Source organism: Halorubrum sp. AS12 (assembly GCF_051122765.1).
Classification (GTDB): domain Archaea; phylum Halobacteriota; class Halobacteria; order Halobacteriales; family Haloferacaceae; genus Halorubrum; species Halorubrum trapanicum.
This window is the reverse complement of record NZ_CP185385.1, coordinates 104,827-129,693: the sequence shown is the minus strand read 5'-3', so window position 1 is coordinate 129,693 and position 24,867 is coordinate 104,827. Positions and strand designations below refer to the sequence as shown.

The 24,867-nt window shown below is 69.4% G+C and carries 26 protein-coding genes and 1 pseudogene; 14 read left to right on the top strand and 13 right to left on the bottom strand.

Annotated features, from left to right (window positions below):
• Positions 1 to 560: 560 nt before the first annotated feature.
• From ACODNG_RS00665 to pyrB, 3 genes are all read right to left on the bottom strand, one after another.
• Positions 561 to 1,421 carry a hypothetical protein gene (locus ACODNG_RS00665; RefSeq protein WP_434522009.1) on the bottom strand — a complete coding sequence of 287 codons (861 nt, stop codon included), beginning with the start codon at positions 1,419 to 1,421 and terminating at the stop codon, positions 561 to 563.
• A gap of 327 nt (positions 1,422 to 1,748) precedes the next feature.
• Positions 1,749 to 2,207, bottom strand: coding sequence for an aspartate carbamoyltransferase regulatory subunit (gene pyrI / locus ACODNG_RS00660; RefSeq protein ID WP_434522008.1), 459 nt, complete (start codon positions 2,205 to 2,207; stop codon positions 1,749 to 1,751).
• Positions 2,204 to 3,151, bottom strand: a complete 948-nt coding sequence (gene pyrB / locus ACODNG_RS00655) for an aspartate carbamoyltransferase (protein ID WP_434523036.1) — start codon at positions 3,149 to 3,151, stop codon at positions 2,204 to 2,206. Before pyrB ends, pyrI begins: the two co-directional genes overlap by 4 nt.
• A gap of 56 nt (positions 3,152 to 3,207) precedes the next feature.
• On the opposite strand from pyrB, the gene ACODNG_RS00650 reads away from it, so the two are divergent.
• The 5 genes from ACODNG_RS00650 (at position 3,208) to ACODNG_RS00630 (ending at position 6,481) form a co-directional block, all read left to right on the top strand.
• Positions 3,208 to 3,348: a hypothetical protein gene (locus tag ACODNG_RS00650; RefSeq protein ID WP_434522007.1), complete on the top strand. Its 141-nt coding sequence runs from the start codon at positions 3,208 to 3,210 to the stop codon at positions 3,346 to 3,348.
• The gene (locus tag ACODNG_RS00645) at positions 3,345 to 3,662 is read left to right on the top strand and encodes an ASCH domain-containing protein (RefSeq protein ID WP_434522006.1); all 318 of its coding nucleotides are present in this window, start codon (positions 3,345 to 3,347) and stop codon (positions 3,660 to 3,662) included. The genes ACODNG_RS00650 and ACODNG_RS00645 overlap by 4 nt, the downstream gene beginning before the upstream one ends.
• A 156-nt stretch (positions 3,663 to 3,818) precedes the next feature.
• Positions 3,819 to 5,255 carry a short-chain fatty acid transporter gene (locus ACODNG_RS00640; RefSeq protein WP_434522005.1) on the top strand — a complete coding sequence of 479 codons (1,437 nt, stop codon included), beginning with the start codon at positions 3,819 to 3,821 and terminating at the stop codon, positions 5,253 to 5,255.
• Between the two features lie 89 nt (positions 5,256 to 5,344).
• Entirely contained in the window at positions 5,345 to 5,830 is a 486-nt protein-coding gene (locus ACODNG_RS00635) for a hypothetical protein (protein ID WP_434522004.1), read from the top strand.
• A gap of 135 nt (positions 5,831 to 5,965) precedes the next feature.
• A complete protein-coding gene (locus tag ACODNG_RS00630; RefSeq protein ID WP_434522003.1) occupies positions 5,966 to 6,481 on the top strand; it encodes a hypothetical protein in 516 nt (171 codons plus the stop codon).
• Positions 6,482 to 6,553: 72 nt separating this feature from the next.
• On the opposite strand, the gene ACODNG_RS00625 is transcribed toward ACODNG_RS00630, so the two are convergent.
• Positions 6,554 to 6,895 (bottom strand): 2Fe-2S iron-sulfur cluster-binding protein, encoded by a 342-nt coding sequence (locus ACODNG_RS00625; RefSeq protein WP_434522002.1) that lies wholly within the window; start codon positions 6,893 to 6,895, stop codon positions 6,554 to 6,556.
• Positions 6,896 to 7,052: 157 nt separating this feature from the next.
• Between ACODNG_RS00625 and ACODNG_RS00620 the strand changes: the two genes are divergently transcribed.
• From ACODNG_RS00620 to mvaD, 3 genes are all read left to right on the top strand, one after another.
• Complete coding sequence (locus ACODNG_RS00620; protein ID WP_434522001.1) at positions 7,053 to 7,313, top strand: hypothetical protein; 261 nt, start codon at positions 7,053 to 7,055, stop codon at positions 7,311 to 7,313.
• Between the two features lie 76 nt (positions 7,314 to 7,389).
• Positions 7,390 to 7,602 (top strand): antitoxin VapB family protein, encoded by a 213-nt coding sequence (locus tag ACODNG_RS00615; protein ID WP_434523035.1) that lies wholly within the window; start codon positions 7,390 to 7,392, stop codon positions 7,600 to 7,602.
• A gap of 65 nt (positions 7,603 to 7,667) precedes the next feature.
• On the top strand, positions 7,668 to 8,666 hold the full coding sequence (mvaD, locus tag ACODNG_RS00610; RefSeq protein ID WP_434522000.1) for a phosphomevalonate decarboxylase MvaD: 999 nt from the start codon (positions 7,668 to 7,670) through the stop codon (positions 8,664 to 8,666).
• 392 nt (positions 8,667 to 9,058) lie between these two features.
• Here the strand turns inward: mvaD and ACODNG_RS00605 are convergent, their stop codons facing one another.
• The 6 genes and pseudogenes from ACODNG_RS00605 to dacZ form a co-directional block, all read right to left on the bottom strand.
• Positions 9,059 to 10,603, bottom strand: coding sequence for a cryptochrome/photolyase family protein (locus tag ACODNG_RS00605; RefSeq protein ID WP_434521999.1), 1,545 nt, complete (start codon positions 10,601 to 10,603; stop codon positions 9,059 to 9,061).
• Positions 10,604 to 10,696: 93 nt separating this feature from the next.
• Positions 10,697 to 11,143, bottom strand: a complete 447-nt coding sequence (locus ACODNG_RS00600) for a phosphate-starvation-inducible PsiE family protein (RefSeq protein ID WP_209543110.1) — start codon at positions 11,141 to 11,143, stop codon at positions 10,697 to 10,699.
• Positions 11,144 to 11,200: 57 nt separating this feature from the next.
• Positions 11,201 to 13,651, bottom strand: a complete 2,451-nt coding sequence (locus tag ACODNG_RS00595) for a DEAD/DEAH box helicase (RefSeq protein ID WP_434521998.1) — start codon at positions 13,649 to 13,651, stop codon at positions 11,201 to 11,203.
• 126 nt (positions 13,652 to 13,777) lie between these two features.
• A pseudogene (locus ACODNG_RS00590) lies at positions 13,778 to 14,442 on the bottom strand (GNAT family N-acetyltransferase).
• 106 nt (positions 14,443 to 14,548) lie between these two features.
• The gene (locus ACODNG_RS00585) at positions 14,549 to 15,337 is read right to left on the bottom strand and encodes a mechanosensitive ion channel family protein (protein ID WP_434521997.1); all 789 of its coding nucleotides are present in this window, start codon (positions 15,335 to 15,337) and stop codon (positions 14,549 to 14,551) included.
• 3 nt (positions 15,338 to 15,340) lie between these two features.
• Positions 15,341 to 16,150 (bottom strand): diadenylate cyclase DacZ, encoded by an 810-nt coding sequence (gene dacZ, locus ACODNG_RS00580; protein ID WP_434521996.1) that lies wholly within the window; start codon positions 16,148 to 16,150, stop codon positions 15,341 to 15,343.
• Positions 16,151 to 16,363: 213 nt separating this feature from the next.
• Between dacZ and ACODNG_RS00575 the strand changes: the two genes are divergently transcribed.
• From ACODNG_RS00575 to ACODNG_RS00565, 3 genes are read left to right on the top strand one after another with little or no spacing between them, the layout of a single operon-like run.
• A complete protein-coding gene (locus tag ACODNG_RS00575; RefSeq protein ID WP_434521995.1) occupies positions 16,364 to 17,476 on the top strand; it encodes an aldo/keto reductase in 1,113 nt (370 codons plus the stop codon).
• Positions 17,477 to 17,530: 54 nt separating this feature from the next.
• Positions 17,531 to 18,193 carry a hypothetical protein gene (locus tag ACODNG_RS00570; RefSeq protein WP_434521994.1) on the top strand — a complete coding sequence of 221 codons (663 nt, stop codon included), beginning with the start codon at positions 17,531 to 17,533 and terminating at the stop codon, positions 18,191 to 18,193.
• Positions 18,190 to 19,545 (top strand): hypothetical protein, encoded by a 1,356-nt coding sequence (locus tag ACODNG_RS00565; RefSeq protein WP_434521993.1) that lies wholly within the window; start codon positions 18,190 to 18,192, stop codon positions 19,543 to 19,545. The genes ACODNG_RS00570 and ACODNG_RS00565 overlap by 4 nt, the downstream gene beginning before the upstream one ends.
• Before the next feature lie 110 nt (positions 19,546 to 19,655).
• On the opposite strand, the gene ACODNG_RS00560 is transcribed toward ACODNG_RS00565, so the two are convergent.
• Positions 19,656 to 19,826, bottom strand: coding sequence for an HVO_0758 family zinc finger protein (locus ACODNG_RS00560; protein WP_209543100.1), 171 nt, complete (start codon positions 19,824 to 19,826; stop codon positions 19,656 to 19,658).
• A 223-nt stretch (positions 19,827 to 20,049) separates the two neighbouring features.
• On the opposite strand from ACODNG_RS00560, the gene ACODNG_RS00555 reads away from it, so the two are divergent.
• The 3 genes from ACODNG_RS00555 to ACODNG_RS00545 all read left to right on the top strand — a co-directional run bounded on the left by ACODNG_RS00555 (position 20,050) and on the right by ACODNG_RS00545 (position 23,048).
• A complete protein-coding gene (locus ACODNG_RS00555) occupies positions 20,050 to 21,234 on the top strand; it encodes an MFS transporter (RefSeq protein WP_434521992.1) in 1,185 nt (394 codons plus the stop codon).
• Positions 21,235 to 21,354: 120 nt separating this feature from the next.
• Complete coding sequence (locus tag ACODNG_RS00550; protein ID WP_434521991.1) at positions 21,355 to 22,521, top strand: glycosyl transferase family 2; 1,167 nt, start codon at positions 21,355 to 21,357, stop codon at positions 22,519 to 22,521.
• 2 nt (positions 22,522 to 22,523) lie between these two features.
• Positions 22,524 to 23,048 (top strand): DUF7109 family protein, encoded by a 525-nt coding sequence (locus tag ACODNG_RS00545; RefSeq protein ID WP_434521990.1) that lies wholly within the window; start codon positions 22,524 to 22,526, stop codon positions 23,046 to 23,048.
• A 19-nt stretch (positions 23,049 to 23,067) separates the two neighbouring features.
• On the opposite strand, the gene ACODNG_RS00540 is transcribed toward ACODNG_RS00545, so the two are convergent.
• Together ACODNG_RS00540 and ACODNG_RS00535 are read right to left on the bottom strand one after the other, a co-directional pair.
• Positions 23,068 to 23,520, bottom strand: a complete 453-nt coding sequence (locus ACODNG_RS00540; protein WP_434521989.1) for a DUF5804 family protein — start codon at positions 23,518 to 23,520, stop codon at positions 23,068 to 23,070.
• 139 nt (positions 23,521 to 23,659) lie between these two features.
• Positions 23,660 to 24,862 carry a methionine adenosyltransferase gene (locus tag ACODNG_RS00535; RefSeq protein ID WP_434521988.1) on the bottom strand — a complete coding sequence of 401 codons (1,203 nt, stop codon included), beginning with the start codon at positions 24,860 to 24,862 and terminating at the stop codon, positions 23,660 to 23,662.
• Positions 24,863 to 24,867 lie beyond the last annotated feature (5 nt).

Genomic DNA, 24,867 nt, shown 5'->3' with positions numbered 1-24,867 from the left:
AAGCCCCAGTCACTCGTTTATAAATAGTCGACTGCGGAACGACGGCGAGCACCTCCAAAGCCCCAGCCGGGAGGCGGGCGCACGCTCGTTGCGCTCCTCGCTCGTTCGCTCCGCTCACTCGTTGCGGTGCTTTCGTCGCCTGCGCCCGCCTCCCGGCTGCCCCTTTGAGTCCCGCCCCGCACAACAACCGCACCTCACGCCTCCCCAGCCTCGTCGGCCTCCCTACGGTCGGCCGACTCCCTCGCGCGTGCGACTCACGCCCTTCGGGCGTTCGCCGGCACGCGCCACCGCCGAGATTTATAAGCAATTGCCTCCGTCACTCGCTCCGTTTAAATGTCGTATCGCGGTCTACTTGCTGACTCCAACAAAATCGGAGAAATCGACGAGCCGACGGCTCAACGGTGTAGAGTGACCGCCGCTACGGCGCGGACGTTGGAAGGCGACCGCCTCGCGCGAACGCGAGACGACCGGATGTGTCGCACGCCGGCGGCCGGTCACGTGGGTCTCGGCCGCGGCCACTGATAAACCCTCGTTCACGTCGCCGCGCGGGATTGACCCCGTCAGTCCGGCCGGTGGACCTCGCCGTCGCGCGAGTCGGCGTCTTTCCGGCGGACCGCGGCGGCCGCGTTGTTCGCGTCGTAGCCGAAGAACACGTCCTTCGCGTACGTCTCCGCGACCTCGGTCGCGTGGATCAGGTCGTCGACGTCGACGTCGACCGCGTACAGCTCCAGCGAGAACGGCGTCTCCGGCGGCGCGCCGTGAAGGTCGTAGTCGCCGCCGAGCCGCGAGCGGAACCCCCGAGCGATCGTCTCCAGCCAGTAGGTCGTCGCGTACTCCGTGTCGTACAGCGGGACGACGAACTCGTCGACGTGGTCGGCCAGTCGGTCGAGGTCGAGACCGGCGCGCTCGTAGAGGTGGTCGGGATAGGGGTCGGGATACAAGGTTAGCAGGAGGCGGCCGGGAATCAGGTCGGCGGCTTCGGCGACGAACTCAGTGATCACGTCGGCGCGCCAGTCGGCGAAGTCGTCGCGGTCGCTCTCGGCGAAGAGGCGTTCACAGCGGTCGCAGTGACAGAACCCCTCGCGGGGGAACCCCACGTCGTCGAGGCGGACGGCCTCGTTCTCAGCGGCGCAGTCCGCGATGATCTCGAACAGTCCCTCGCGGTACTCCGGGTGCGTCGGGCAGATGTACGCCCAGTCGAAGTACTCGCGGTCGCGGGTCGCCGGCTCGCCGCGCTCGTCGACCGGGACGAGGTCGTCGTTCTCGCTCGCGGCCGCGTTGTCGCCGAAACACGACACCATGTTCACGGCGTTCGGCAGCGGCTCGGCCGCCCGGCCCGTGACGTCTTTCACCTCGTAGAAGCCGAGGTCGAACGGCTCCATCTCGACCTCGTCGGCGTTGCGCGTGACGACCCCGTACATGGAGCCGGCTACGTGGCTGGTCGGTAAAAACGGACGGTATCGCGGCGGTCGGCGCGGGGAACGAGCCGACGCGCGACGCGAGTCGGAGAGCAGTGCGGTTCGGCGGTCGATGCGGCTCGGAGGGAGCGCGAGCGCGGCGTCGCGCGCTTACTCGACTTCGACCGGCTCCTTGTCGCCGGCGAACAGGAAGTACGCGAGCGCGACGAGCGACAGCACGAGGACGAGCTTGGCTTTCTTGCTCATAGATCCTGAGTTCGGACGGCGGGCGCTAAAACTTACCGGAGGGAGACTCGTGAGGGAATCCCACACCGAACGCCAGTCGACGTTTCAAACGTCGATGTGGTCGGCGATGTCCGCGCGGAGGATCGTCGCGCAGTAGTCGCAGCGCACGCCGTCGGCGACGACGTCGAACCGCGTCTCGATCGGTTCGTCGGCGTTCGTGATACAGTTGCGGTTCGGACAGGAGAGCACGCCCGTCACGCTGTCGGGGCGGGTGACGCGGTTCTTCTCGACGACCTCGAAGTCGCGGACGATGTTGATCGTCGCCTCGGGCGCGATGAGCGAGAGCACGTCGACCTCCGACTGGGACAGCTCCCGGTCCTCGACCTTCACGATGTCCTTGCGGCCGAGTCGGTCGGAGGGGACGTTCATCCCGACCGAGACGCCGAACCCCTCGGAGCCGTTGATACCGAGGATCGCGAGAACGTTCAACGCCTGCCCGCCCTCGACGTGGTCGATGACGGTGCCGTCGCGGATCTTCGAGACGCGGAGCTCGTGTTCGCTCATCGGTCCACCTCCATCCCCTCGTCGCCGTCAAGGTTCGCGTTCTCTACGAGCGTGTCGAGCAGCGCCATCCGCACCGGAATTCCGTTGTGCGCCTGTTCGAAGTAGCGCGCGTGGTCGGTCTCGTCGACGTCGGGCGCAATCTCGTCGACGCGCGGGAGCGGGTGGATCACGGTGAGGTCGTCCGCGGCGGCGTCGAGCGTGTCGGCGTCGATCCGATACTCGCCCGCGACGCGGTGGTACTCGTTCTCGTCCGGGAATCGCTCCTTCTGGATCCGGGTGACGTACAGCACGTCCAGCTCGTCGAGGACCGGTTCCAGCTCCTCGTGTTCGCGGATCTGCGCGCCCGTCTCGTGGAGGTCGAACCGAACCGACCGCGGGAGCCGCAGCGACTCGGGGCTGATGAAGTGCTGGTTGGCGTCGAACTCCGTGAGCGCGGCCGCCAGCGAGTGGACCGTCCGCCCGTACTTCAGGTCGCCCATGATCCCGATCGTGAGGTCGTCGAGGCCGTGGTCCTCGCGGATCGTGTGGAGGTCGAGGAGGGTCTGCGAGGGGTGTTGGCCCGCGCCGTCGCCCGCGTTGACCACCGGGACGTCGACACGCTCGGCCGCGAGCGTCGCGGCACCCTCGCTGGGGTGCCGGAGGACGAGCGCGTCGGCGTACCCCTCGATAACGCGGACGGTGTCCGACAGCGACTCCCCCTTCGACACCGACGAGGAGTCGACATCGCCCATGCCGATGGTGTCCATGCCGAGGCGCTTGGCCGCGCTGTCGAAGCTCATCCGGGTGCGCGTGCTCGGCTCGAAAAAGCAGAGCGCGAGCACGCGGCCGGCGTGCCGGTCCGCGTAGGCGGCGGGGTCGTCGGCGACCGCTCGGGCCCGGTCGAGTACGGTCTCGATGTCATCCCGCGAGAGCTGCGTCGCGGTGATGAGGTGGTCCTGACGCATCATCGGAGAAGGGTGTCGGCAGTATCTTGAATCCCTCGGCTCGGAACGCGAAACCGATGTTCACGGACGTGAACAACCGACGAGGCGGCAGTTTCGAGATCCGTAACGCGGCGCGGTTCGGCGAGAACCGCGGCGGCGGCACCGACTTCCTCCCGCCGCCGCGCATAAGCCGTCGCGGTCCGAGCGGGATCGCATGACCGACACCGACCCGAGCGATTTGCTCCCGAACGACCGCGTGAAGCAGGCTGCCCTCGACGGCGAGGTGACCCAGCTCCACCGCGGAAATCGATACGGCGACGAGGGCGACACCTTCGAGGTCGACGGCGTCGCCTTCGAACTGACCGAGGTGACGGAACGGACGCTCGGGGAGATGACCGACGAGGACGCGAAACGCGAGGGGTCGCCGTCGCTTTCGGCGTACAAAGAGCGCATGGTCCGCGCGCACGGCGGGAGCTTCGAGTGGGACGACGACGCCGACGTGGTACGACACCGCTTCGAGCGAGCGGAGTAGCGACGGCCGCCGTGCGGACGACGCAGCGGCGGAGTGCGCGTCGTCGAGGGGTTGTCGAGGAGTCGTCGAAGAGTCGTCGATCCCCGGACGGCGAACGTGTCACCCGTCGCGATCGTACCCCATTATTTATAATGTAGGATGCTGGATACGGCGGGTATGGCAACGAGCGACGGGGCGGGAGTCATCGAACGCATCGGATTCCGAATGTCGGAGGTGGTCGAACGGTGGATGCCGAGTCCGTTCGTCTTCGCCATCCTGTTGACGTATATCGTCTACGTGGCCGGGCTGGTAGCCACCGATTCCGGCCCGGTAGAGCTGTTGGAGTTCTGGTACGGCGGCTTCTGGGCGTTCCTCGGCTTCTCGATGCAGATGGTGCTCATCCTGATGACGGGGTTCGTCATCGCGTACCACCCGCGGGTCAACGCAATCTTACAGCGGCTCGCCGAGATACCGAACACCGGCGCGCAGGCCGCCGCGTTCGTCGGCTTCATCTCGATGTCGCTGGCGTGGGTCCACTGGGGGTTCAGCCTCATCATGGGCGCCATCTTCGCTCGTGAGATGGGGAAGGTCGCCCACCGGAAGGACATCAATATTCACTACCCGCTGCTCGCGGTCGCGGGCTACATGGGACTCGGCCTGACGTGGCACTGGGGGATCTCCGGGTCGGCACCGCTCCAGTTGACCGACGCGAACAACATCGGCGAGGGGACCGGGTTCGAGTTCCTGACGTCGACGGTGCCGGCCGCCGAGACCATCTTCCACCCGTACGCGCTCACGCTCACCGCGCTCTCCATCGTCTTCGCGAGCGCCGTGCTGTACGTCCTCGCGCCCTCGGGCAGCCGCGCGAAGGGGATCACGGAGTACGTCGACGAGGCGGAGCTGTTCGATTCGGTGAGTGATGGCGGCACCGACGCCGCCGACGCCGCGGACCCGGTCGACGAGCCGCCGGCCGAGGTCGACGACGTTCCCGCAGAGCGGATGAACAACAGCCGGATCATTGGCGGGCTGGTCGCGCTGTCGGGGGTCGCTATCCTCGCGCTCCAGTTCGCCGGCCAGGGGCTGGGCGCGTTCACCCTGAACGCCGTCAACTTCGGGTTCCTCTTCGCCGGCCTGCTCATCTACCAGCGCCCGGCGTACTACCGCGACCGGTTCAACGAGGCCGCGGGCGCGGCGGCCGGAATCGTCCTGCTGTTCCCCTTCTTCGCAGGGATTCAGGGGATCATGGCCGACTCCGGACTGGCGCTGTTACTCGCCGAGGGGTTACTCGACGTGTCGACGGCGGCGACGTATCCCGTGATCGCGTGGATCGTCGGCTCCGTCGCGAACCTGTTCGTCCCCTCGGGCGGCGGCGAGTGGCTCGTCGTCGGCCCGTCGGTGCTTCAGGCCGCCGAGGGACTCGGCGTCCCCTACGGGCAGGCCACCATCGCGTACGCGGTCGGCGACGCACACACGAACCTGCTGAACCCGTTCTGGGCGCTGCCGCTGCTCGCGATCACGAACGTCAAGGCGCGCGAGATGTTCGGCTACGCGATCGCGATGCTGATCGCGTTGATCCCGTTCCTCGCGGTCGCGCTGTACGCGGTGCCGTACTGATATCGGACGGCCTGCGGCACCACGCCCTATTCGACCTCTCTTTGTTCATTGGAAGAAAGTATTTACCGCGGCAGTGAGGACGCACGCACATGCCTCCCTCCAGACAAGCGCCTGACACCCGAACGGTTTCGGGTCTCCTCTTGGGATTGGCCGCCCTCGGAATCGTCCTCCTCGTCGCGAACGTCCCCGGGTCTCCGCTCCGGAGCACGACCCTCCAGCTGTTCGCCGTTCTCGCGCTCCCGCTCGCGATCTCGCTGGTCGCGTACGTCCGATTCGCGAAGGCAGTCGTCTGGTGGGAAATCGCCCTCTTAGCCGCCTGGGGAGCGGTTAGTGTCGGTCTCGCAACCTTCGTCGGGTTTCTGGCGACGATGGGAACGCCCGGCGGCTATCCGGGTGCCGGAGTCGAGCTTCTCCGGAACATCGCGACGTTTCTCGCGGTGACGCTCGGTCTTGGCGTCCCCTACGGTCTCGCCGGGACGTTCCGTCGCGAACACCCCCGTCGAGCCGTCGCGAGCGCCCTGCTCGCTCTCGTTGGCGTGTTCGTTCTGTTCAACGCCGTCGCGGTCGCGATGTGACCGCATCCGAACGGCGGACGCCTCGACGAGTCGCTGCGAGGCGCTCGGCAGGTCCCGTTCCCGCAACCCCAGAACAAGTATCAAAGATTACATATCAGAGCGCGCGAAGGGGACACCACGGCACCCAACGCCCTCATGGATTTCAAAACGGAAGCACACGTCGACGAATACATCATCGACAGCGAGGACACGGCGATGTTCGCCGCGTCCGACGGGGAACTCACGTACACCCGACCGGAAGCGGACGCCGCGGTTTCGATTCCCGTCGGCGACGCGGTACACGTCGAGTTCGACCGGGACACCAGCCTTCATCGACACGTGTTCCTCGGGCTGTTCTTCCTCGTCCTCTCGCTCGTCCTCACGGTCGGAACGGCCGTTCTCGTCTACCAGGGGCAGGTCGAGACTCGGACCGAAATCGGGCTCGTCGCGTTCCTGTCGCTGTTCGCCGTCGGCGGGTGGAACACCACCTACGACTTCCTGTCGCACTCGAACCGCGACGTGATCGACGTGTACATCACCACCGAAGCGGAGACACACGTCCTCTGTGGCGAGATCGGAGACGCCGAGTTCGTCGACGCGTGCGAAGAACTCATCGAGTCTGACATTCCCACAAGAAATCGAAATCCGAAGCTCGAAGCCGAACTCGACTGACCCGTCCGCCGCGCCTCACACGGCGTTGACGGAGAGGGCGGTTCGAGCCGGTCGGTGCGAATAGCCGCGTTCTCAGTCGTCGTCCGCGGCCGCGCCGTCGCCATCCTCCGCAGAGACTGCGGCGTCATCCTCGATGCTCGGCGGGTACTTCCCGCGGTCCAGTTTCAGGTCGGACTGCGGGCGGGCCATACAGGTGAGCGCGTACTCCTCCGCCTCCTCGTCGGTGAGACCGCGGGCCGCGGGCTGGGTCACCTCGCCCTCGACTATCTCGGCGGAACAGGCGAGACACATCCCGACGCGGCAGGAGTACTCCTGGGCGATCCCCTCGTCGAAGCAGGCGCTGAGGATCGTCTCCGTGTCGGTCACCTCGATCGTCTCGTCGGTGCCGACGAACTCGACGGTGTACTCGGTCATGGCGCGGAGTACCCGCCGACCGGTCAAAAAGGGTTCCCCTCGATCGCGTCGCCGTCGCGGGGACGGAAGCGGATAGGAGAACCGGTGATTTATCCGAACAGAATTAATTTTCCGATACCAGTTTTTTTATAAACAGGACGAATATCCGAACGCATCGATGGTCCTCGCAACCTCCGTCGCGCAGCTACCGACGTATCGGATCTGGGGCGCCACCGTCGTCCGCGACGAACTGTTCCTGTTGGCGGCGCTGCTCGTCCTCTGGGGGACGCTCGGCAGGTGGATTTATAAAGACGCGAAGGCCCGGGACAACGACTGGGCGTGGCAGTGGGGGTTCGGCACCCCGCTAACGGTGATCGCGGGGTTGGACGTGATGCTGTTGGTTGTCGTGATTTATCTGTTAGTCCGTGAATCCGCGTAGCGTGAGCTACCGCCGGGCCTCAACTCCAATCCTGGCGCTGGCATTTATAAATATACACACGCGACTGTGTACCGTGATGTCGACGAAAACGATCTCGCTCGACGAGGAGGCCTACGAGCGGCTTAAATCCCACAAGCGGGAGGGAGAGTCGTTTTCCGACGTTATCAAACGGATTTTCGACGAAGGGTCGTGGACGGAAGTCGCGGGAATGCTCTCCGAAGAGGAGGCCGAAGAACTCGAATCGCTCGTTCGTGGGGGACGAAACCGGTCCTCCGAACGGCACAACTGACCGAGCGGTGAATCCGAGAAGCGACCATCGCAACGACTAATCCCCCGCCGGACGCTTCCCGAGGTATGACCGGCAAGGCCACCGCGCGAGCCCACCCGATCCAGGGGCTCGTCAAGTACCACGGGATGCGCGACGAGGAACTGCGGCTCCCGTACCACGACAGCATCAGCCTCTGTACCGCGCCGACCACGACGACGACGACCGTCGAGTGGCAGCCCGACGCGAGCGAGGACACCTACGTCATCGGCGACGAGGAAGTCGACGGGCGCGCCGCCGAGCGAATCGACATGGTCGTCGACCACGTCCGCGAGCTGGCCGGGGTGGACGCCGCGGTGCGGCTGGAAAGCGAGAACTCCTTCCCGTCGAACATCGGCTTCGGCTCCTCGTCGTCCGGGTTCGCGGCCGCCGCGCTCGCCTCTGTGGAGGCCGCCGGACTCGACATGTCGCTCCCCGAGGTCTCCACCGTCGCCCGCCGCGGCTCCTCCTCGGCGGCCCGCGCCGTCACGGGCGCGTACTCGCGGCTCGACGCCGGACTCAACGACGAGGACTGCCGCTCGTCCCGCCTTGACGTCGGCGTGAGTGAGGACGGGTTTGACCCCGAAGAGGACCTCCGGATCGTCGCCGCGCACGTTCCCGCGTACAAGGAGACCGAGGAGGCCCACCGCGAGGCCGCCGCGAGTCACATGATGCAGGCGCGGACCGCGCACGTCCAGGACCAACTGGTCGAGATGACCGACGCGCTCCGCGACGGCGACTTCGACCGGATCTTCGAGACGGCCGAGCACGACTCGCTCTCTCTCACCGCCACCACGATGACCGGGCCGTCGGGCTGGGTGTACTGGCAGCCCGAGACGATCGCGGTGTTCAACGCGGTTCGTGAACTCCGGGAGTCGGGCGTCCCCGTCTACTTCTCGACGGACACCGGCGCGTCAGTGTACGTGAACACGCTGGCCGACCACGTCGACGAGGTCGAGAGCCGGATCGCGGAGATCGGTATCGACACCGACGTCTGGGAGGTCGGCGGCCCGGCGCGCGTCCTCGACGAGAGCGAGGCGCTGTTTTAAATAGAAACCGCGGTGCGGTGGCGCGCGCCGGTGAGCGCTCGGAGAGCGCGAACCGCGCGTGCGAGGGACGCGGCGACCGAAGGGAGCCGCGAGGCTGGGGAGGTGTGGGGTGCGGTCGGGTGGGACTCAAAGGGGCAGCCGTGAGGGCGCAGTAGGCGATGTAAGCACCGCAGCGAGCGGAGCGAGCGAGGAGCGCAACGAGCGTACTGCGCCCTCACGGCTGGGGCTTTGGCGGTGTTCGCGATCGATCCGCCAGCAACGATTTAAAAGCGAGCGGCTGGGGCTTTGGAGATGGTCACAGTCGATCTGTTATCACTCATTCATAAGCGAGCGGCTGAGGATTTGGAGGTGTTCGTCGTCGCAGCGACGGCGTATCCCTCAACAGTTTCCACTTATTCGTCCGGGTCCTCGCCGCGCGCTCGCTTGTACATCGCTAACGATTCCTCCCGCCGCTCGGAGTGGTCGACGATCGGCGACGGATAATCAGGCGCCGCGTTCGCGCGCTGCGTGGACGACAGCTCGTGCCACTCGTGGATCAGGTCGGCGTCGACCCCCCGAAGCTCGGGGACGTACTCTGTGATATACTCCGCGTCCGGGTCGTAGCGCTCCCCTTGCGTCATCGGGTTGAAGATCCGGAAGTAGGGCTGCGCGTCGGTCCCGGTCGAGGCCGCCCACTGCCACCCGCCGTTGTCGTTGGCGGTGTCGTGGTCGGCGAGCTTCTCCCGGAAGTGGTCGTAGCCGTGCCGCCAGTCCGCAAGCAGGTCCTTCGTGAGGAACGACGCCACGATCATCCGAACCCGATTGTGCATGAACGCCTCCTCGCGGAGCTGGCGCATCCCGGCGTCGACGATGGGGTAGCCCGTCTCGCCGCGCTTCCACGCCGCGATCTCCTCGGGGTCGTCGCGCCACTCGATCGCCGCCTCGTACGCCTTGTAGTTCTCGGTGACCACCTCTGGGTTGTGGAAGAGCACCTGCGCGTAGAACTCCCGCCACGCCAGCTGCTGTTGAAACTCCTCGACCTGCTCCGGGGCGTCCTCGGGGCGCGCCTCGGACTCGGCCTCGGCCATCGCCTCCGCGGTCGCCGCGTACGCCTCTCGGACCCCAATCTCGCCGTACTTCAGAAAGGCCGAGAGCCGCGAGGTCGCCTCCCGGGCCGGGTAGTCGCGCTCGGCCTCGTAGGCGAACACCGCCTCGTCGAGGAACGCGTCGAGGCGCTCGCGGGCGGCCGCCGTCCCGGCCGGCCCGATCTCGGCGTCCGGCTCCGCGAAGCCGAGGTCGGCGGGCGTCGGAAGGGCGCCGACCGCGACGGAGTCCCGATCGCCGACCGCCTCACTTCCGCCGTCCGCGAGCGTTTCGTCGGTCTCTCCGCTCGCACCGAGGGCCTCTGTCGCGTCCGCCAACCGACCGCGGGCGACGAGTCCCTCACTCGTCGGCGCGGGCGCCGGGTCGTCCTTCGCGCGGTCGGTCCATTTCTTCCAGTAGTAGCTGTACACCGAGTAGGGGTCGCCCGCGTTCGTCCGGATCGCGTCGGGGTCGTGGAGGACCGCGTCGTGGTGGGCCTCGCGCTCGACGTCGACCGCGTCGAGCGCACGCCGCACGCCCGCGTCTCGCTCGCGAGCCAGCCCGGAGTAGTCGCGGTTCCAGACGGCGCGCTCGGCGTCGAGCGCCTCGGCCAGCCGCGGGAGGACCGTCTCCGGGTCGCCGCGGGCGACGAGGAGGTCGCTCCCGCGCTCGCGGTAGTCCTCGCGGAGCGCGGCCAGCCCGTCGAGCAGGCGGCGCACGCGAACGGCGCTCGCGTGGTCGAGGACGTCAGGATCGAAGACGAAGACGGGCGCGGCCGGTCCCCTGTCTGCGTCCTCGTCGCCGGTCCCCGTCGTGGCCGCGAGTCCGACGTTGTCGGCGACTCTGAGGTCCCGTCGGTGCCAGAACAGCTCCATGGGATCGCCACGGGCGCGTCCACCGTGAAACCACCGGGACCGGCGGCGGACGCCCCGCGGCGACGACCGGGGCAGGTCCGGTTCGCTCCGGGTTCAGAGTTCGAGTCGCCCCGGGACGCTCACGCGGTCGAGCAGGAAGTAGCCGACGGTGAGCGCGAGCACCAACACGGCGAGCGCGGCGGCCGCGAGCAGCGCCTCGTTGCCCCCGCCGTAGTCCTCCAGCCGGAAGCTGATCACCCGGCGGGAAACCGCGATGATCGCGGCGCTCACGACGATCCGGAGGACGGGCTGGCCGCGCGCGTACGCCACGAGCGTCCGGTGGACCTCGACGATGATCAAAAGGAGGAGGACGCTGTCGAGCAGTCCCACGACCTCGACGGGGTCGGTGAAGTCGCCCGCGGCGAGGAGGCGGTACAGGGAGACGAACAGGTCGAACACGCCGATGAGGAACAACAGGAGCAGGAAGTACGCCGCGCCGAGGACGAGCCACTCCATCGCTCGGGCCGCGGGATCGGCGGCGTCGTCGAGATCGATTCCCATCGACGGACCCGTCGGCGCCCGGCAGCAAGTGGTTTTGGGTAAGTGGCGGGGTCCGGCCTAGCGGTCCGCGTCGGCGCCTGTCAGCGATTCGAGCAGGCTGACCGCGGGCGCCTTCGCCAGCGGGTCGTTCCCGTTGCCGCAGTGCGGCGACTGGACGCAGGCGGGACAGCCGCCCTCGCAGTCGCAGGTGTCGATGAGCCGCGCCGTTCGGGTCATCAGCTCCTCGATACGACCGTGGCCGCGCCGCGTGAGTCCGACGCCCCCCGGATAGCCGTCGTAGACGAACACCGCCGGTCCCTCGGTGTGCGGGTGGTGGGGCGTGGAGATGCCGCCGACGTCGGCGCGGTCGCACAGCAGGTGGAACGGGAACAGCGAAATGATCCCGTGTTCGGCGGCGTGGATTCCGCCGTTGAACGCGTACTCGCCGCCCGGGATCGGTTCGCCGTCGCCTTCGCCGTCGGACTCCCCGTCAGGCACTTCGCCGCCGTCGGCGCTGACCTCGTCCTCCTCCGCGCCCTCGCCGCCGAGCGCGTCGCCGAGGCGCCGCATCTCGCGTTCGATATCTTCGGGCACGGGGAAGTACAGCGACTTCGTCCGCAGCGTCGTCTCCGGGAGGTCGAGCGTCGACTCGCCCAGCGACTCCCCGGTCGCGGCGTCCTTTCGCACGAACCCCGTGATCTGCTCCGTCACCGTGACGTCCGCGAACCGGACCGGAACGTCCTCGCGCGCGGAGAGCGCGCGCTCGTCGAGGTCCTCGTTCACGACGATGTCCTTGTCGGAGCGCACCTGTGTGTAGTAGTCCGCCCACGACTGCTGGAGCTCCGCGACGTCGCGGTCGAGGTCGAGTTCGACCACCTCGTAGGTGCGGCCCTGCTGGTGGTAGATGGCGCCGGGGTGGGCGTCCCGGAGCGCGTCCCCGAATCCCAGCGTCGCGACCGTCTCGCCGCTCGACCGCTCGATCAGCGATATCTCGCGCTCCTCGGCGGTGCGGAGGTTCACGGACTGCTGCGGGCTGGAGCCGCCGGCGTGGACCCAGCGCGTGCCGTCCGTGGCCTCGCGTCGGTTTAGGACGCCCTCGTCGGTCAGGTCCGCCACCACGCCCGGGAAGGAATCGCCGAAGAAGCGCGCGTCCTCGGGCGAGAGCCAGTTCTCGTCGGCCGCGCAGGCGACGTGACCGGGCATCAACTGGCCGTTCTCGGGGTCGCGAATCGCGTCCTCCGGCGGCGCGTCGAAGAAGTCGCTCGGGTTGCGCATCAGGTACTGGTCGAGCTGGTCCTCCCCGCCCACCATCACGACGAGTGCGGGGTCGTCGCCGCGACCCCCCCGGCCCGCACGCTGGTGGGCCGACATCCGCGTGCCGGGGTAGCCGTCGAGCACCACGGCGTCGAGCCCGCCCACGTCGACGCCGAGTTCGAGGGCGCTCGTCGACCAGACGCCCCGGAGGTCGCCGGCGTGGAGGTCCGCCTCGATCTCGCGGCGGCGGTCGTCGGTGAGCGCGGCTTGGTACGCGCCAACCTTCCCGGCGAGGTCGCGCTCGCCCCGCTCCCGGAGGTCGCTCGCGCTGTCGGTCGCGTACTGCTCCGCGGTCTGTCGCGCCCGCGTGAACGCCAGCGTCTGCTGGCCCGCGGTGACGAGGTCGACGAACAGCCGTTTGCTCTCCGTGTGGCTCGACTTCCGGCGGCCGCTGCCGCGCTCCTGCCAGTCGTCGTCGTACTCCGGCGGGTTCCACAACACCCAGTCGCGGGGACCGCGACCCGACGTGTCCTCGTCGACCAAGGCGATCCCGTCCGGGTCGCGGCCGGTGACGGTCGCGACGTGGTCAACGGGGTTGTTGATCGTCGCCGAACAGCAGACGAACTGCGGCGCGGAGCCGAACCGCTCGCAGGTCCGCGCGAGTCGGCGCAGCGTCAGCGCGACCTGCGACCCGAACACGCCGCGGTAGCTGTGGACCTCGTCGATCACGACGTACTCCAGCGAGGAGAAGAACCAGTCCCAGAGACGCCCCGCGTACGGCAACAGCGCGTAGTGGAGCATGTCCGGATTCGAGAGGAGGACGGTCGGGCGGCGGTCGCGTACGTCGCGCTTCTCCGAGCGCGAGAGCCGCCCGGTGTAGGAGTCGACTGAGACGCGGCTGCCGAAGCCGAGGTCGGTCGAGAGTTCCGACAGCGACTCCTCCTGGTCGGCGATCAGCGCGTTCTGCGGGCCGACGTACAGCGTTCGCCCGCCGTGATCCATCGCGGCCTCGAAGGCGGGGACGGTGTACGCGAGCGACTTCCCGCTGGCCGTCTCGGTCGCGAGGACGACGTCGTCGCCGTCCCGGACCGCATCGATCGCGTCGGCCTGGTGGCGGTAGAGCCGGTCGATCCCGCGCTCCGCGAGCGCGTCGGCGAGCCGCGGTTCGAGGTCGACGTCCGCGAACTCGGGCTCGCGCGCCGGGAGCCGCCGGTGGTCGGCGATCTGTCCCTCGTAGAACGGGCGGTTCCGCAGCCACTCGATGGCGTCGTCCACGGTTACGGTACCCTGGGGTCGGCGGGGCCTAACGGTTGCGGTGGCGACGAGACGAAAGGAAAGGGGAGCCGGTCAGTCGTCCGCCGGCGAACGTACCCCTCAGTCGTCCGCCGGCGAACGTACCCCTCAGTCGTCCGCCGGCGACGGCGCGGGGAGCGCGTCGACGGACGGGGCTTCGAGCAGCGATTCGGTCGGTCCCTCGCGGGCGAGCGGCGGCCAGCGGACCTCGGCCGCGACCGGGTCGTCGAGGTCGAGGCGCATCCGGAGGTCCCCGCGGCGCTCGACGACCTCGAACCCCACCGTTCGGTAGACGCTCCGCGCGGCGCGGTTACCGGTCTCGACGTGGAGTTCGATCCCCTCGCGGCCGGCGGCGGCGGCGTTGGCGATCACGTGCCGGCACAGCTCCGTCCCGACGCCGCGATCCTGCGCGTCGGGGTGGACGAAGACCGCGAGTTCAGGGACCGCGGCGTCGGTCGGCGTGTACATCGCGTGGCCGAAGAGCTCGCCGTCCCGCTCCGCGACGACGTTGTTCCCCTCGGTCAGCATCGACCGAATCCACTCGACGCACCGACTGCGGCTCACGGGCGGAGTCCCTGCGCGCGGTCGGCCCGGTCGAACCGCTCGTACATCTCCGCGAGGAACGGCTCGTCGGCGTCGGTCGCGGGCCGGACCGTCCAGCGCGCGCCCTCCTTGTCGACGAACCGCGGACAGCGCGGCGGGCAGTGCGGCGTCCCCTCGCACTCGCTACCGTCCCAGCCGTCGCAGGCGACGCTCGCGGTATCGGGGGTCATGTCTCGACGTTGTCGCCGCGTCGGGTTATAGGGTGACAACGACTTTCACGACGTGAGAAGAGGGGGCGGAAAAGCGTGATTGCCGCGTTCAGCCGGGACGGCGACGCTACTCTCGGATGAGGACGATTCCGTTCCGGAACACCGCGTGGTTCGGGACCACGTGTTCCTCGCCGTCCGTCTCGATGTGCGTGACGAACAGGTCGACCTCCTGGACGACGCCACGCTCGCCGGCGACCCGCACCTCGTCGCCGATACCGTACGGCTGCCGGAGGAGGAGGAAGACGCCGGCCGCGGCCGAGGCGACCAGGTCCTTCGTCGCGAGCGCGGCGAACAGCACGACTGCGAACGCGTACGCCGCGAGCAGCACGATGAGCGCGAGCGTCTGGACGCCGACCTGCCCGAGCGCGATGAGGACGGCGACGTACACCACGCTGTACTTCACGAGCGTCGGCAGCACGCCGAGTTCGGGGAGCTTGATCCCGCGGAGGCGCTCCGCGACGAGCAGCTCCGTCTTGTCGCCGACGACGACGCCGACGATGAGGACGATGGCGGCGACGAACAGCCGCGGGAGGAACGCGGCGACGCCCGACCAGAACTGTTCGAGGTAGTTCACGTCCGCGACAGTCAGGACGACGATGACGGTGACGGCGACGATGAAGTAGCTCGATAGCTGCGCCAAGATCCGGACCGTCGAGGTGTCGAACTCGCGGGCCGTCCGCTCGAAAGCCGTCCCCTCGATCACCTCGGGGACGCCGGCGCGGCGGAGCAGCCGGCGGTTGATCACGCCGACGAGGTACGCCAACACCAGCCCGACGACGAGGACGAAAAGCGCCAGCCAGAGCCGATCGGGGACGATGCGTACGAACTCGGAGAGGGCGGTCGGGACCGCTGACATCTGTCAGTACTCCTCCGGATCGATCTCCAAGACGAGCTCGCCGGCCTTGAACGCCCGGACGAGGCCGTCCGACTCGGAGAGCACGATGGAGGTCGAGTTGGTGTCGCGGGTGATCGCGGCGCCGGACATGTGGCGCGCGCCAAGCCCCTTCGGGATGTCGACCCCCTCGGCGGCGGGTTCGAGGTAGCGGTACGCCGAGACGATCTTCCCGGAGTCGGAGACGACGAACGCCCCGTCCAGCCGCGAGAACTCCTTTAACATCACGTTCACGATGGGGTCGCCGACGTGGACGTGGCTCTTCTCGAAGGGGTTGTACGACAGGGGCCGCGACTTGTTCATCACCTTCCCGGCGTCGCCGACGACGAACAGCGCACCCACCGGCTTCCCCTTCTGTCCCTTCTTGCCGAGCTCGATCGCGACCTCGAACACGTCGCGGATGACGCTCGGCTCCGCCCGGGAGTTGACGAACAGGTCGTAGATCCCGGTGTGGATCCCCTCGTCGACGGTGACGCGGATCACCGCGTCCGAGCCGCTGTCGAACACGGAGGCGACGCAGGCGACCTCGTCGCCCTCGTCGAGGAGGCCCTCGTCCATCGCGCCCTCGATGCCGAACCGGATCCGGTCTTTGACGTTGTCGAACGGGAGCGGGAGTTCGACGAACGTCTCGGCGTCGACGTCGTTGTCGGGCGCGACGACGACGACCTCGACCTCGTCGTCCGCGAACTGCTCGTAAAACGAACTCGTCGGCGAGAACAGCAGCGTGGCGTCCACGTCCGCGACGAGGTCCGCCAGGTGGTCGGTGAGCGAGGCCATTACCGGACCTGACAGCAGGAATCCGTATAGTCGTTGCGTCGTGCGAGCGTCTGACGCACGCGCGATCCGCCCGAACGCGTCGAGGGCGCCTCCGTCGCACGAACGCGTCGAGGGAGCCTCCGTCGCACGAACGCGTCGAGGGAGCCTCCGTCGCCGGGCGATCGGGCGGGACCGACGCGGGCGGTTTTTATTCCGGCCGCGCCGAGGGGGCGTATGGCGACTCGCGAGGCGCTCTGGGGGTACCGGAACCGGTTCGGCGACGCCTTCGGCCGGACGTACTTCCGGCGGTTCGGACCGGGCGTCGCCTCCAGCGTCGGGATCGGGACGTACCTCGGCGAGCCGACGCCCACGGTCGACGAGGCCTCCCGCGAGTCGATCGGACTGGCGCTCCGGTCGGGGGTGAACCACGTCGACACCGCCGCGAACTACCGCTGCGGCCGCGCCGAGCGCGTCGTCGGCGAGGCGCTCCGCGACGCGCCCGTCGACCGCGAATCCGTGGTCGTCGCGACGAAGGGGGGCTTCCTCCCGTTCGACGGCGAGCGACCGGCCGACCCGAGCGCGTACGTCCGCGAGCGCTTCGTCGAGTCTGGGATCGTCGAACCCGACGACCTCGCGAACGGCGCGCACGCGATGACGCCCGACTTCCTGGAGTGGTCGCTGGACCGCTCGCTCGACCGGCTCGGTCTCGACTCGGTCGACTGCTTCTACGTCCACAACCCGGAGACGCAGCTCGCCGTCCGCTCGCGGGAGGACGTGTACGACGCGCTCGAAGCCGCCTTCGAGACCGTAGAGCGTCGGCGCGCCGCGGGCGATATCGGCGCCTACGGCGTCGCGACGTGGGACGCGTTCCGCGTCCCCGAGGACGACGACCGATACCTCTCGCTCGCCGGAGTCCTCTCTCGGGCCGAGTCCGCCGGCGAGGCGGTCGGTCCCGACGACGACCACGGGTTCGAGGCGATCCAGCTCCCCTTCAACGTCGCGATGGCGGACGCGTTCACCCGCCGGAACCAGCCTGCGCCGCCCGGTTCGGACGCCGAGGGACCCGTTTCGACCCTCGAATTCGCCCACGAGGCCGGTCTCTCGGTGGTGACGAGCGCGAGCATCGGGCAGGGCGACTTGGCGGTCGAGGGCGCGATCCCCGCCGAGGTCGACGCGACGCTCGCGGGGGAGACCCCGGCCCAGCGCGCGCTCAACTTCGCGCGGAGCGCACCGGGCGTCACCGCGTCGCTGGTGGGGACGACCGACCCCGACCACGTCCGCGAGAACGTCGCGGCCGGCACGTTCGACCCGCTCGGCGCGTCCGCGTTCGACGCCGTCTTCGAGTGACCGCGGGAACCGGAGGCCACAAAGGGTTTGTCGGAACCGGTCCAATCCGGGCGCATGTCCCCCACGCGGCGATCCCTCCTCGGTAGCCTCTCCATCGGTGCGCTCGGCGCCCTCGGCGGCTGTCTCGGCGGCGCTGACGAACCAGAATCGGAATCCGCCCGGGGACGGGTCTCCGGCACGGAAACCGACCCGACCGTGCTGAAGGCCCGGAACCCGGACGGCGAGACCGTCCTCGTCGACGGGAGCGAGACGAACGACGAGGGCGAACCGGTCTCCGTCGGGCGCGAACTCGTCGCGAGCGCGGCCCGAGCGGCCGACCTGCTGGTCGCCGAGGGCGTCGCCGACGCGGACCGCGAGCGCGTCCGGTCGTTCCTCGACGAGACCGACTACGACGCGGAGACCGTGTACGTCGCGCGCGCCAGCGTCGAGTCGTGTCAGCGCCTCGAGATTCAGTCGGTCTCGTGGGATCCCGCCCACGTCGAGTACGAGTACTGCCGAGAGCTTCGACCGCCGGACGAGGCGTGCGAGTCCGACACGCGGGTCGCCCTCGGACTGCTCTTCCGGCTTCCGGTCGCGCTCGACGGGCGGCTCACCGGCTCCGGCTCCAGCGGGCACGCACCCTGCCAGACCACCGAAACCGACTACGCGGTGATCGACGCGAACGCGACCGTGCCCGGAAACGAGACGGCGATCGACGAGGGGGGTGACTCCCGATGACGGACCGACTCACCCGACGCGGCGCGCTCGCGGCCGCCGGGGCGCTCGCGCTCGGTTCGCTCGCCGGCTGTTCGGGCACCGGGAGCGAGCCGCGGTTCTGGGACGACCCGCCGTCGCTCGATGTCGAAAACGTTGCTCGCGAGTTCGAAGAGCCGGTCCCGGAGCGGCCTCGGCTCGTCCCCGTCGACGTCGAGTCCGGGATCGCGGCCGCGTTCGCCGACCGCGTCGACCGCCTGCTCGGCCCGATACCGGAGCCGCTGACCGCGGAGACGCTCCCGAACGGCGAGATCCGGGAGCAGATCGAGACGGAGCGGGCGGCTGCCCGCGAGGCGCTTCCGGCCACCGAGGAGTCGCTTCCGCCGCTACGGGCCGCGGAGCGGTACGCCGCGGCACGGGACCACGCCGCGACCGCCGTCGGCACCTGGGCCGGCGTGACCGCCGAAGGCGACCCGGGAGCGGTCGCCGCGGACATCGGGACGGTTCGTCGACGGGCGGCCGACACGCTGGAGACGCTACCCGGGTCCGCGACGGATCCGCTCGCCGGCGCCGCGGTCTACGGACCGATCGAGCGCTGGTACGACGAGTCGCGGCGACGGACCCTGGTCGGCGGGAGCGCGGGACCGACGGACCGAGCGAACCCGATTCGGACCGGCGAGTCGGCCGGCGACGTCGAGCGAGTCCAGTCGTACGTCGAGGCGGGTCGGTACCTTCGCGACCGGTATCGGGCGTCGCTCGCCGACTCGGAACCGGTCGCCGAGCCGCTCCGGCGGGAGGCGGAGCGCCTCGGCGGCGAGATCGGCGACCGACTTCGGGAACTCCACGGAGAGGAGACCGACCGCCTCCGCTCGCACCCGGGGACCGGAGCGTTCCTCGACGACCGGCCCGTCGCGCGCGGCGCGCCGAGCGTCTCGCTGCTCTCTAACGCGGCCCACCGGACGTTCGAGGACCTCCGGTTCGATCCGGTTCCGGTCGACGACTACGAGCCGGATCACCCGGCGACCGCGTTCGCGCGGACCCTCCTCGCCCGCGTTCGATTCCGGGGACTCGACGCCGTCGCCGCGCGGATCGAGGACGGCGAGACGATGTTTCCGGCGGACGCCGAGGCGGTGGGCACGGCGCGCAGCGCGGCGATCGAATCGACCGCGTCGCTCGCGGGGAGCGAGAATCCGCTGAACCGGTGGCTGGCGGCGCAGTTCCTCCCGCTGTTCGCGGATCCGGACGAGAGCCTCGCGGCGGATGACCGGCACGCCCGTCGAGCGGTTGAGGCGTACACCGCGTACCGCTGGATCGAGATGATCACGGACGAGGCGCGGACGGTGACGGAGTCGGTCGCGGCCGCGTTCGAGTCGTGAGCGAGCGGGGGTGAACGCCGACGAATCGACCGCGGTGGGAGAGAGGAGAGAGGGCGACGACAGACGCGGGGAGGGGGCAGCGGCGGAACGGTGGCGAACGGGGGACGCCGTCAGCGAAGCTCCTTGAATCGGGCGCCGCACTCCGGACAGATCCGGACCGAGAACACCTCGTCGGGGTCGTTCTCCTTTTTCAACACCTGGTCGCAGTCGGCGCAGTTGAGCCGCTCGTAGGTGTCCTTGACGAGGTCGCCGTCGCGGAGCCCCTTGCGCGTGGATTTCATACCTCGGCGTTCGGGGTCGGGCCGGATAAAAACCCCGTACGACGCCGGTCTGACGCGACGACCGAAACCGACGGAAGGCGCGGCGACGCGGTCGTCACCACCGACGGGCGGTTCCCGGGTCTGTTTCCGGGCGCCTTCGGGACGCTTGTGTCCAGGCGCTTTCGTGACGCTCGTGTCCGGGCGCTTTCGCAACGCTTGTGTCCGGGCGCGCGGAATCGCAACCGTGTCACGGACCCGGCTGTTCGGATCGCTCTGCGCGCTGGTGTTCCTCGTCAACTTCGCGCGCGTCGTGTTCGCGCCACTCGTGGGCGAGTTCATCGACGCGTTCGGGATCCGCGAGGGGACCGCCGGTCTCATCGTCACGCTCGCGTGGCTCGGCTCGGCCGCCCCGCGGATCCCCGCGGGCTGGGCGCTCACGCGCTTCACGCGGCGACGCGTGATCCTCGTCTCCGGCGCGATGCTGACGGCGGGCGCGCTGGGCGTCGCGCTCGCGCCGAGCGTGCTCGCGCTGATGGTCGCCGCCTTCGCTATCGGGTTGGCGTCCGGCGTCTACTTCGTGGCCGCGAACCCGTTCATCGCGGAACTGTTTCCCCAGCGCGTCGGCCGCGTGATGGGCGTTCACGGCATGGCGAGCCAGCTCGCCGCCGTCATCGCCGCTCCGGCGGTCACCGTCGCGCTGTGGTACGACTGGCGGTACGCCTTCTACGGGTTGGCGGTCGCCGCGGCCGCCAGCACGGTCGTGTTCGTCGCGCTCGCGAAGCGGACCGACCTCCCGGACGCCGGCGCGGGCGACACCGACTTTCTCGCGGCCGCCCGCGGCGAGTGGAAGCTGATCCTCGCCGGCGTCGTGCTGATGGGACTCACGAGCTTCGTCTGGCAGGGGCTGTTCAACTTCTACGAGCTGTACATGATCGACAAGGGCCTGCCGCGGGCGACCGCTCGGAACCTCCTGACGGTGATCTTCGCGGCCGGGGTGCCCGCGTTCCTCGTCTCGGGCGACCTCGCGGACCGACTTCCCCACGTGCCGTACCTGCTCGGCATCGTCACGGCGTTCGTCGGCGGGGTCGTCCTCGTCGTCGTCGCCGAGGGGCTGGCGGCGGTGATCGCCGCGAGCGTCGTCGTCGGCTTCGCCATCCACATGCTGTTCCCGGCCGGCGACACGTACCTGCTGGCGTCGCTGCCGGACGAATCGCGCGCGTCGGCGTACGCGATGTTCTCCGCGGGGATGATGTCCGCGCAGGCGGCCGGCTCCTGGGTCGTCGGCGAGGCGATCGAGGCGGGCGCGACGTACGACGCCGTCTTCCTCGCGCTCGCCGGCGGGCTGGCGGTCCTCGTCGCCGCGTACGCGGTCCTGTACCGGATCGGCCGCGTCCCCGGCGGCGCCGCGGGCGCGGCGCGCGCGGCCTGACTGATTCGGAACAGGGCCCGGCACGCATTCGGAACAGGGCCCGGCACGCGCGCTCACAGTCCAGGGCACGCGCCCGCAGTACCGCACCTGTTTTGGGCGTCGCTCCCGTGTGATCGGTAAATGGAGTACGTACAGGAGCGCGTGACGACCCTTCACGCGTTGACCGACCACCGGCCCGACGCCCCGACGGACCGGGCCGCGGTCGTCGTGCCGATGACCGAGCGCGAGTACGGGACGCTCGCGGCCGAGCGCGTGCTCTCGACGCTGGAGACCGTCGACCCCGCTCGGGTGATCGTCCCGCTGCGGGCGTCCGCCGACCGCGCCGGACCGTTCGCCGAGTGGCTCGACGGGTTCGAACTCGATGTCGAGACGCTGTGGTGCGACGGCCCCCGGCTCGCGTCGCTGCTGGAGTCGCGGGGACTCGACGGCGAGCGCGGGAAGGGCCGCGACGTGTGGCTCGCCCTCGGCCGCGCGCTCGACGAGGAGTTCGTCGTCGTCCACGACGCCGACACGAAGACCTACTCGCCGGCGTTCGTGAACCGCCTGCTGTTCCCGCTCGGACGCGGCTACGCGTTCTCGAAGGGGTACTACGCCCGCGTCGAGGACGGCTCGCTGTACGGGCGGCTGTTCAGGCTCTTCTTCCGGCCGCTCGTCCGCGCGCTGGGCGACGCCGCGCCCGGTCGACAGCCGGACGTGCTCGAGTACCTCTCCGCGTTCCGCTACGCGCTCGCCGGGGAGTTCGCGGCGACGAGCGACCTCGCTTCGCGGCTCCGCGTCCAACGCGGCTGGGGGTTGGAGGTCGGGACGCTCGGCGAGGCGTTCGGTCGCGCCGGCTTCGCCGACAGCGCGCAGGTCGACCTGGGCCGCTACGAGCACGACCACCGCTCGGTCGAGGGACCGACCGGCCTCGCGGACATGAGCCGAGCGGTCGGTGAGGCGACGCTGCGCGCGGTCGAGGACGCCGGTGTCGACGTCGACTACGACGGTCTCGACGAGCGCTACCGCGACGCCGCGGCGACGCTGACCGACGGCTACGCGACCGACGCCGCCTTCAACGGTCTCTCGTACGACGCTGCCGACGAGCGCTCGCAGGTGGCGACGTACGCCGAGGCGCTCGGCGAACCCGGTCCGGACACCCGGCTCCCGGCGTGGGGGAACGCCCCGGTCGACCCCGACGAGATTCGGGAGGTCGCGCGCGCGGACCTCGACGCGGTCCGCGGGAGCGATCGGATCGACGGCTCGGTGACAGGCGACGCTCAGGCGGAACCGGCGCCGGGGGAGGACTGACGATGGCGGACGGAAGCGAGCCGAGCGTCGCCGCGCGCGACGAACTCGCCGGCGTCGTCGACCTGTTCGGGTGGCTGACGCGGGCGGAGCTCTCGCGGGCGCTCTCCGAACTGGCGTTCAAGCGGCGCGCCGAAGTCGACGAGGACGCCATCGACGCCGCCATCGACCTCGCGGTCGCGGAGTACGCGCTCGTGCCAGCCCCCGGCGACGCACTCTCGGGCGACGGCGAGACGGACCACACCGCGGAATCGACCGCCCTCGCGGTCGGCCCGGCCGCATTCCCAACACTCCCGGAGGGCGCCGAGGACCTCCCGCACATCCTCGACATCCCGGACCGCGAGGTCGACCGGGAGTCGCTCGCGGAGGCGGTTCTGGACCGGCTCCGCGAGGAGGCGGTCGAGGCGATAGACGAGAAAGATGTCGACCGCCTGGAGACGCTCGCCGACGTGACCTACGACGTGGAGGCGTGGGCGACGGTCGACGTCGACCCGGTGCGGACGCGGATCCTCGCGGAAGTGGACGAGTGACGGAGCGGGGGTTCGCCCCCTACCCCGAGAACTCGGACTCGCTCACGCGGACGACGAGGGTCTCGTCGACGTCGCGGAGGTCGTACTCGGGCGTCTCGCCCTGTCGCCGCCGGACGAAGAGCGGTTCGACCGGGCGCCCGTCGACGAGACCGAACACCTTCAGGCGCTGGTCGGTCTCCTCGGGAGGCACGTCGCCGTCGCGGACCTCGCGGGCGAGGTCCCGAGAGAGCCACTCGTCGGTCGCGACCGAGGGTTCCAACACGAGCGCCTCTTCGACGAAGCGGACGAGGTACCAGTCGAGGTCGTTGCACAGCGAGACCGCGGCGCCGAGGCTCACGGTGTCGACCGCGACGCTGTTCTCGAACGGCTCCTCGATCGTGTAGGTGGCGAGCGCGTCGCGAGCCGTCTCGCGGGAGAGCAGCTCGTAGGAGAGCTCCACGTCGGGGTCGCCGAGGAGACACACCCGCGTCATGGCCGCACCTCGGACCGGACGGCGCAAATCCGTTGCGGTCGTCGGGCGGGGCGGAACGGGAAACCGTGCGTCCGGCGTCGCGGCGGCGCGTGGCCGAGCGCGCGGACGAGCGGCCGGGACGACCGACCGCCGGGCCCGCTCAGAACGTCGAGACGTCGCCCTCGATGACGCTTCGGGTCACGTCCGTCACGTCCGCGAGTTCGCGGTCGACGATGTCGAGGACATCCGCCTGGATGTCGTCGAGCGCGACGCCCTCCTCGGTGACAATCTGCGCGTCCGCGACGTGGGGTTCGTCGATCGGGCGGCCGATCTGCGAGAGGAGCCGGACCTGGAGGTCGCGGATGCCGTCGACCTCGCTCGTGACGGACTCGGCGACGCGGGTCGAGAGGAGGTTGTAGATCTTCCCGATGTGGTTGACGGGGTTCTTCCCGGAGGTCGCCTCCATCGACATCGGGCGGTTCGGGGTGATGAGACCGTTCGCACGGTTGCCGCGACCGACGGAGCCGTCGTCGCCCTGCTCGGCGGAGGTGCCGGTGACGGTGAGGTAGACGGAGCCGTCGTCGTAGTCGTCGGCGGTGTTGACGTCGACGTGGACCTCGCGGTCGGTGTACTCGCGGGCGAGGTCGTCGACGTACTCGCGGACTGACGCGACGGCGTCGTCGTACTCGTCGAGACCGTCGACGTAGGCGTCGACCATCGCGGCGGCGACGGTGATGTCGATCCGGTCGCCCTCGCGTTTGCCCATGATCTTCACGTCGGGACCGAGCTCGGGGTGGTCGTCGTGGTAGGTCGTGTTGAGCGCGCGCTCGGCCTCGTGGACGATCGTTTCGGTCTCGGTCAAGGGGGCGTGGCCGACGCCGAAGGAGGTGTCGTTGGCCATCGGGACCTCCTGCGTCTCCTCGCCGAAGACGTCCTGGAGGTCGCCCGACCCCTCGCCGAGCTTGACGTCGACGACGACGTCTGTGCCGTACTCCAGCTCCGGGATCGCCTCGGAGAGGTAGTCGCGGGCGGCCGCGAGCGCGGTCGAGTCGACCGGGAGCTGCTCGCCCTCGTACTCCTTCGTGGCGCGGCCGACGATGAGGATGTAGATCGGCTCGACGACCTCGCCGCCGCCGAACGCGGGGGCCGCGCGGCCGGCGACCAGCTGCGTCTCGTCCGTGTTGTAGTGGAGCACCTTCCCGACGCGGTCCAGGTAGAGCTGCGAGAGCGCCCGCGAGACCGACTCCGCGACGCCGTCGCAGATCGAGTCGGGGTGACCGATCCCCTTTCGCTCGACGATTTCGACCTCCTGGTCCTCGACCGCCTGCCGGTCGAGGCGGCTGACCTGTATGTTCCGGTCCATTGTCG

Bases quoted from the DNA above. Each gene is read 5' to 3' on its own strand.
- ACODNG_RS00665 (WP_434522009.1), bottom strand. From the start codon at position 1,421: ATGTACGGGGTCGTCACGCGCAACGCCGACGAGGTCGAGATGGAGCCG.
- pyrI (WP_434522008.1), bottom strand. From the start codon at position 2,207: ATGAGCGAACACGAGCTCCGCGTCTCGAAGATCCGCGACGGCACCGTC.
- pyrB (WP_434523036.1), bottom strand. From the start codon at position 3,151: ATGCGTCAGGACCACCTCATCACCGCGACGCAGCTCTCGCGGGATGAC.
- ACODNG_RS00650 (WP_434522007.1), top strand. From the start codon at position 3,208: ATGTTCACGGACGTGAACAACCGACGAGGCGGCAGTTTCGAGATCCGT.
- ACODNG_RS00645 (WP_434522006.1), top strand. From the start codon at position 3,345: ATGACCGACACCGACCCGAGCGATTTGCTCCCGAACGACCGCGTGAAG.
- ACODNG_RS00640 (WP_434522005.1), top strand. From the start codon at position 3,819: ATGGCAACGAGCGACGGGGCGGGAGTCATCGAACGCATCGGATTCCGA.
- ACODNG_RS00635 (WP_434522004.1), top strand. From the start codon at position 5,345: ATGCCTCCCTCCAGACAAGCGCCTGACACCCGAACGGTTTCGGGTCTC.
- ACODNG_RS00630 (WP_434522003.1), top strand. From the start codon at position 5,966: ATGGATTTCAAAACGGAAGCACACGTCGACGAATACATCATCGACAGC.
- ACODNG_RS00625 (WP_434522002.1), bottom strand. From the start codon at position 6,895: ATGACCGAGTACACCGTCGAGTTCGTCGGCACCGACGAGACGATCGAG.
- ACODNG_RS00620 (WP_434522001.1), top strand. From the start codon at position 7,053: ATGGTCCTCGCAACCTCCGTCGCGCAGCTACCGACGTATCGGATCTGG.
- ACODNG_RS00615 (WP_434523035.1), top strand. From the start codon at position 7,390: ATGTCGACGAAAACGATCTCGCTCGACGAGGAGGCCTACGAGCGGCTT.
- mvaD (WP_434522000.1), top strand. From the start codon at position 7,668: ATGACCGGCAAGGCCACCGCGCGAGCCCACCCGATCCAGGGGCTCGTC.
- ACODNG_RS00605 (WP_434521999.1), bottom strand. From the start codon at position 10,603: ATGGAGCTGTTCTGGCACCGACGGGACCTCAGAGTCGCCGACAACGTC.
- ACODNG_RS00600 (WP_209543110.1), bottom strand. From the start codon at position 11,143: ATGGGAATCGATCTCGACGACGCCGCCGATCCCGCGGCCCGAGCGATG.
- ACODNG_RS00585 (WP_434521997.1), bottom strand. From the start codon at position 15,337: ATGTCAGCGGTCCCGACCGCCCTCTCCGAGTTCGTACGCATCGTCCCC.
- dacZ (WP_434521996.1), bottom strand. From the start codon at position 16,150: ATGGCCTCGCTCACCGACCACCTGGCGGACCTCGTCGCGGACGTGGAC.
- ACODNG_RS00575 (WP_434521995.1), top strand. From the start codon at position 16,364: ATGGCGACTCGCGAGGCGCTCTGGGGGTACCGGAACCGGTTCGGCGAC.
- ACODNG_RS00570 (WP_434521994.1), top strand. From the start codon at position 17,531: ATGTCCCCCACGCGGCGATCCCTCCTCGGTAGCCTCTCCATCGGTGCG.
- ACODNG_RS00565 (WP_434521993.1), top strand. From the start codon at position 18,190: ATGACGGACCGACTCACCCGACGCGGCGCGCTCGCGGCCGCCGGGGCG.
- ACODNG_RS00560 (WP_209543100.1), bottom strand. From the start codon at position 19,826: ATGAAATCCACGCGCAAGGGGCTCCGCGACGGCGACCTCGTCAAGGAC.
- ACODNG_RS00550 (WP_434521991.1), top strand. From the start codon at position 21,355: ATGGAGTACGTACAGGAGCGCGTGACGACCCTTCACGCGTTGACCGAC.
- ACODNG_RS00545 (WP_434521990.1), top strand. From the start codon at position 22,524: ATGGCGGACGGAAGCGAGCCGAGCGTCGCCGCGCGCGACGAACTCGCC.
- ACODNG_RS00540 (WP_434521989.1), bottom strand. From the start codon at position 23,520: ATGACGCGGGTGTGTCTCCTCGGCGACCCCGACGTGGAGCTCTCCTAC.
- ACODNG_RS00535 (WP_434521988.1), bottom strand. From the start codon at position 24,862: ATGGACCGGAACATACAGGTCAGCCGCCTCGACCGGCAGGCGGTCGAG.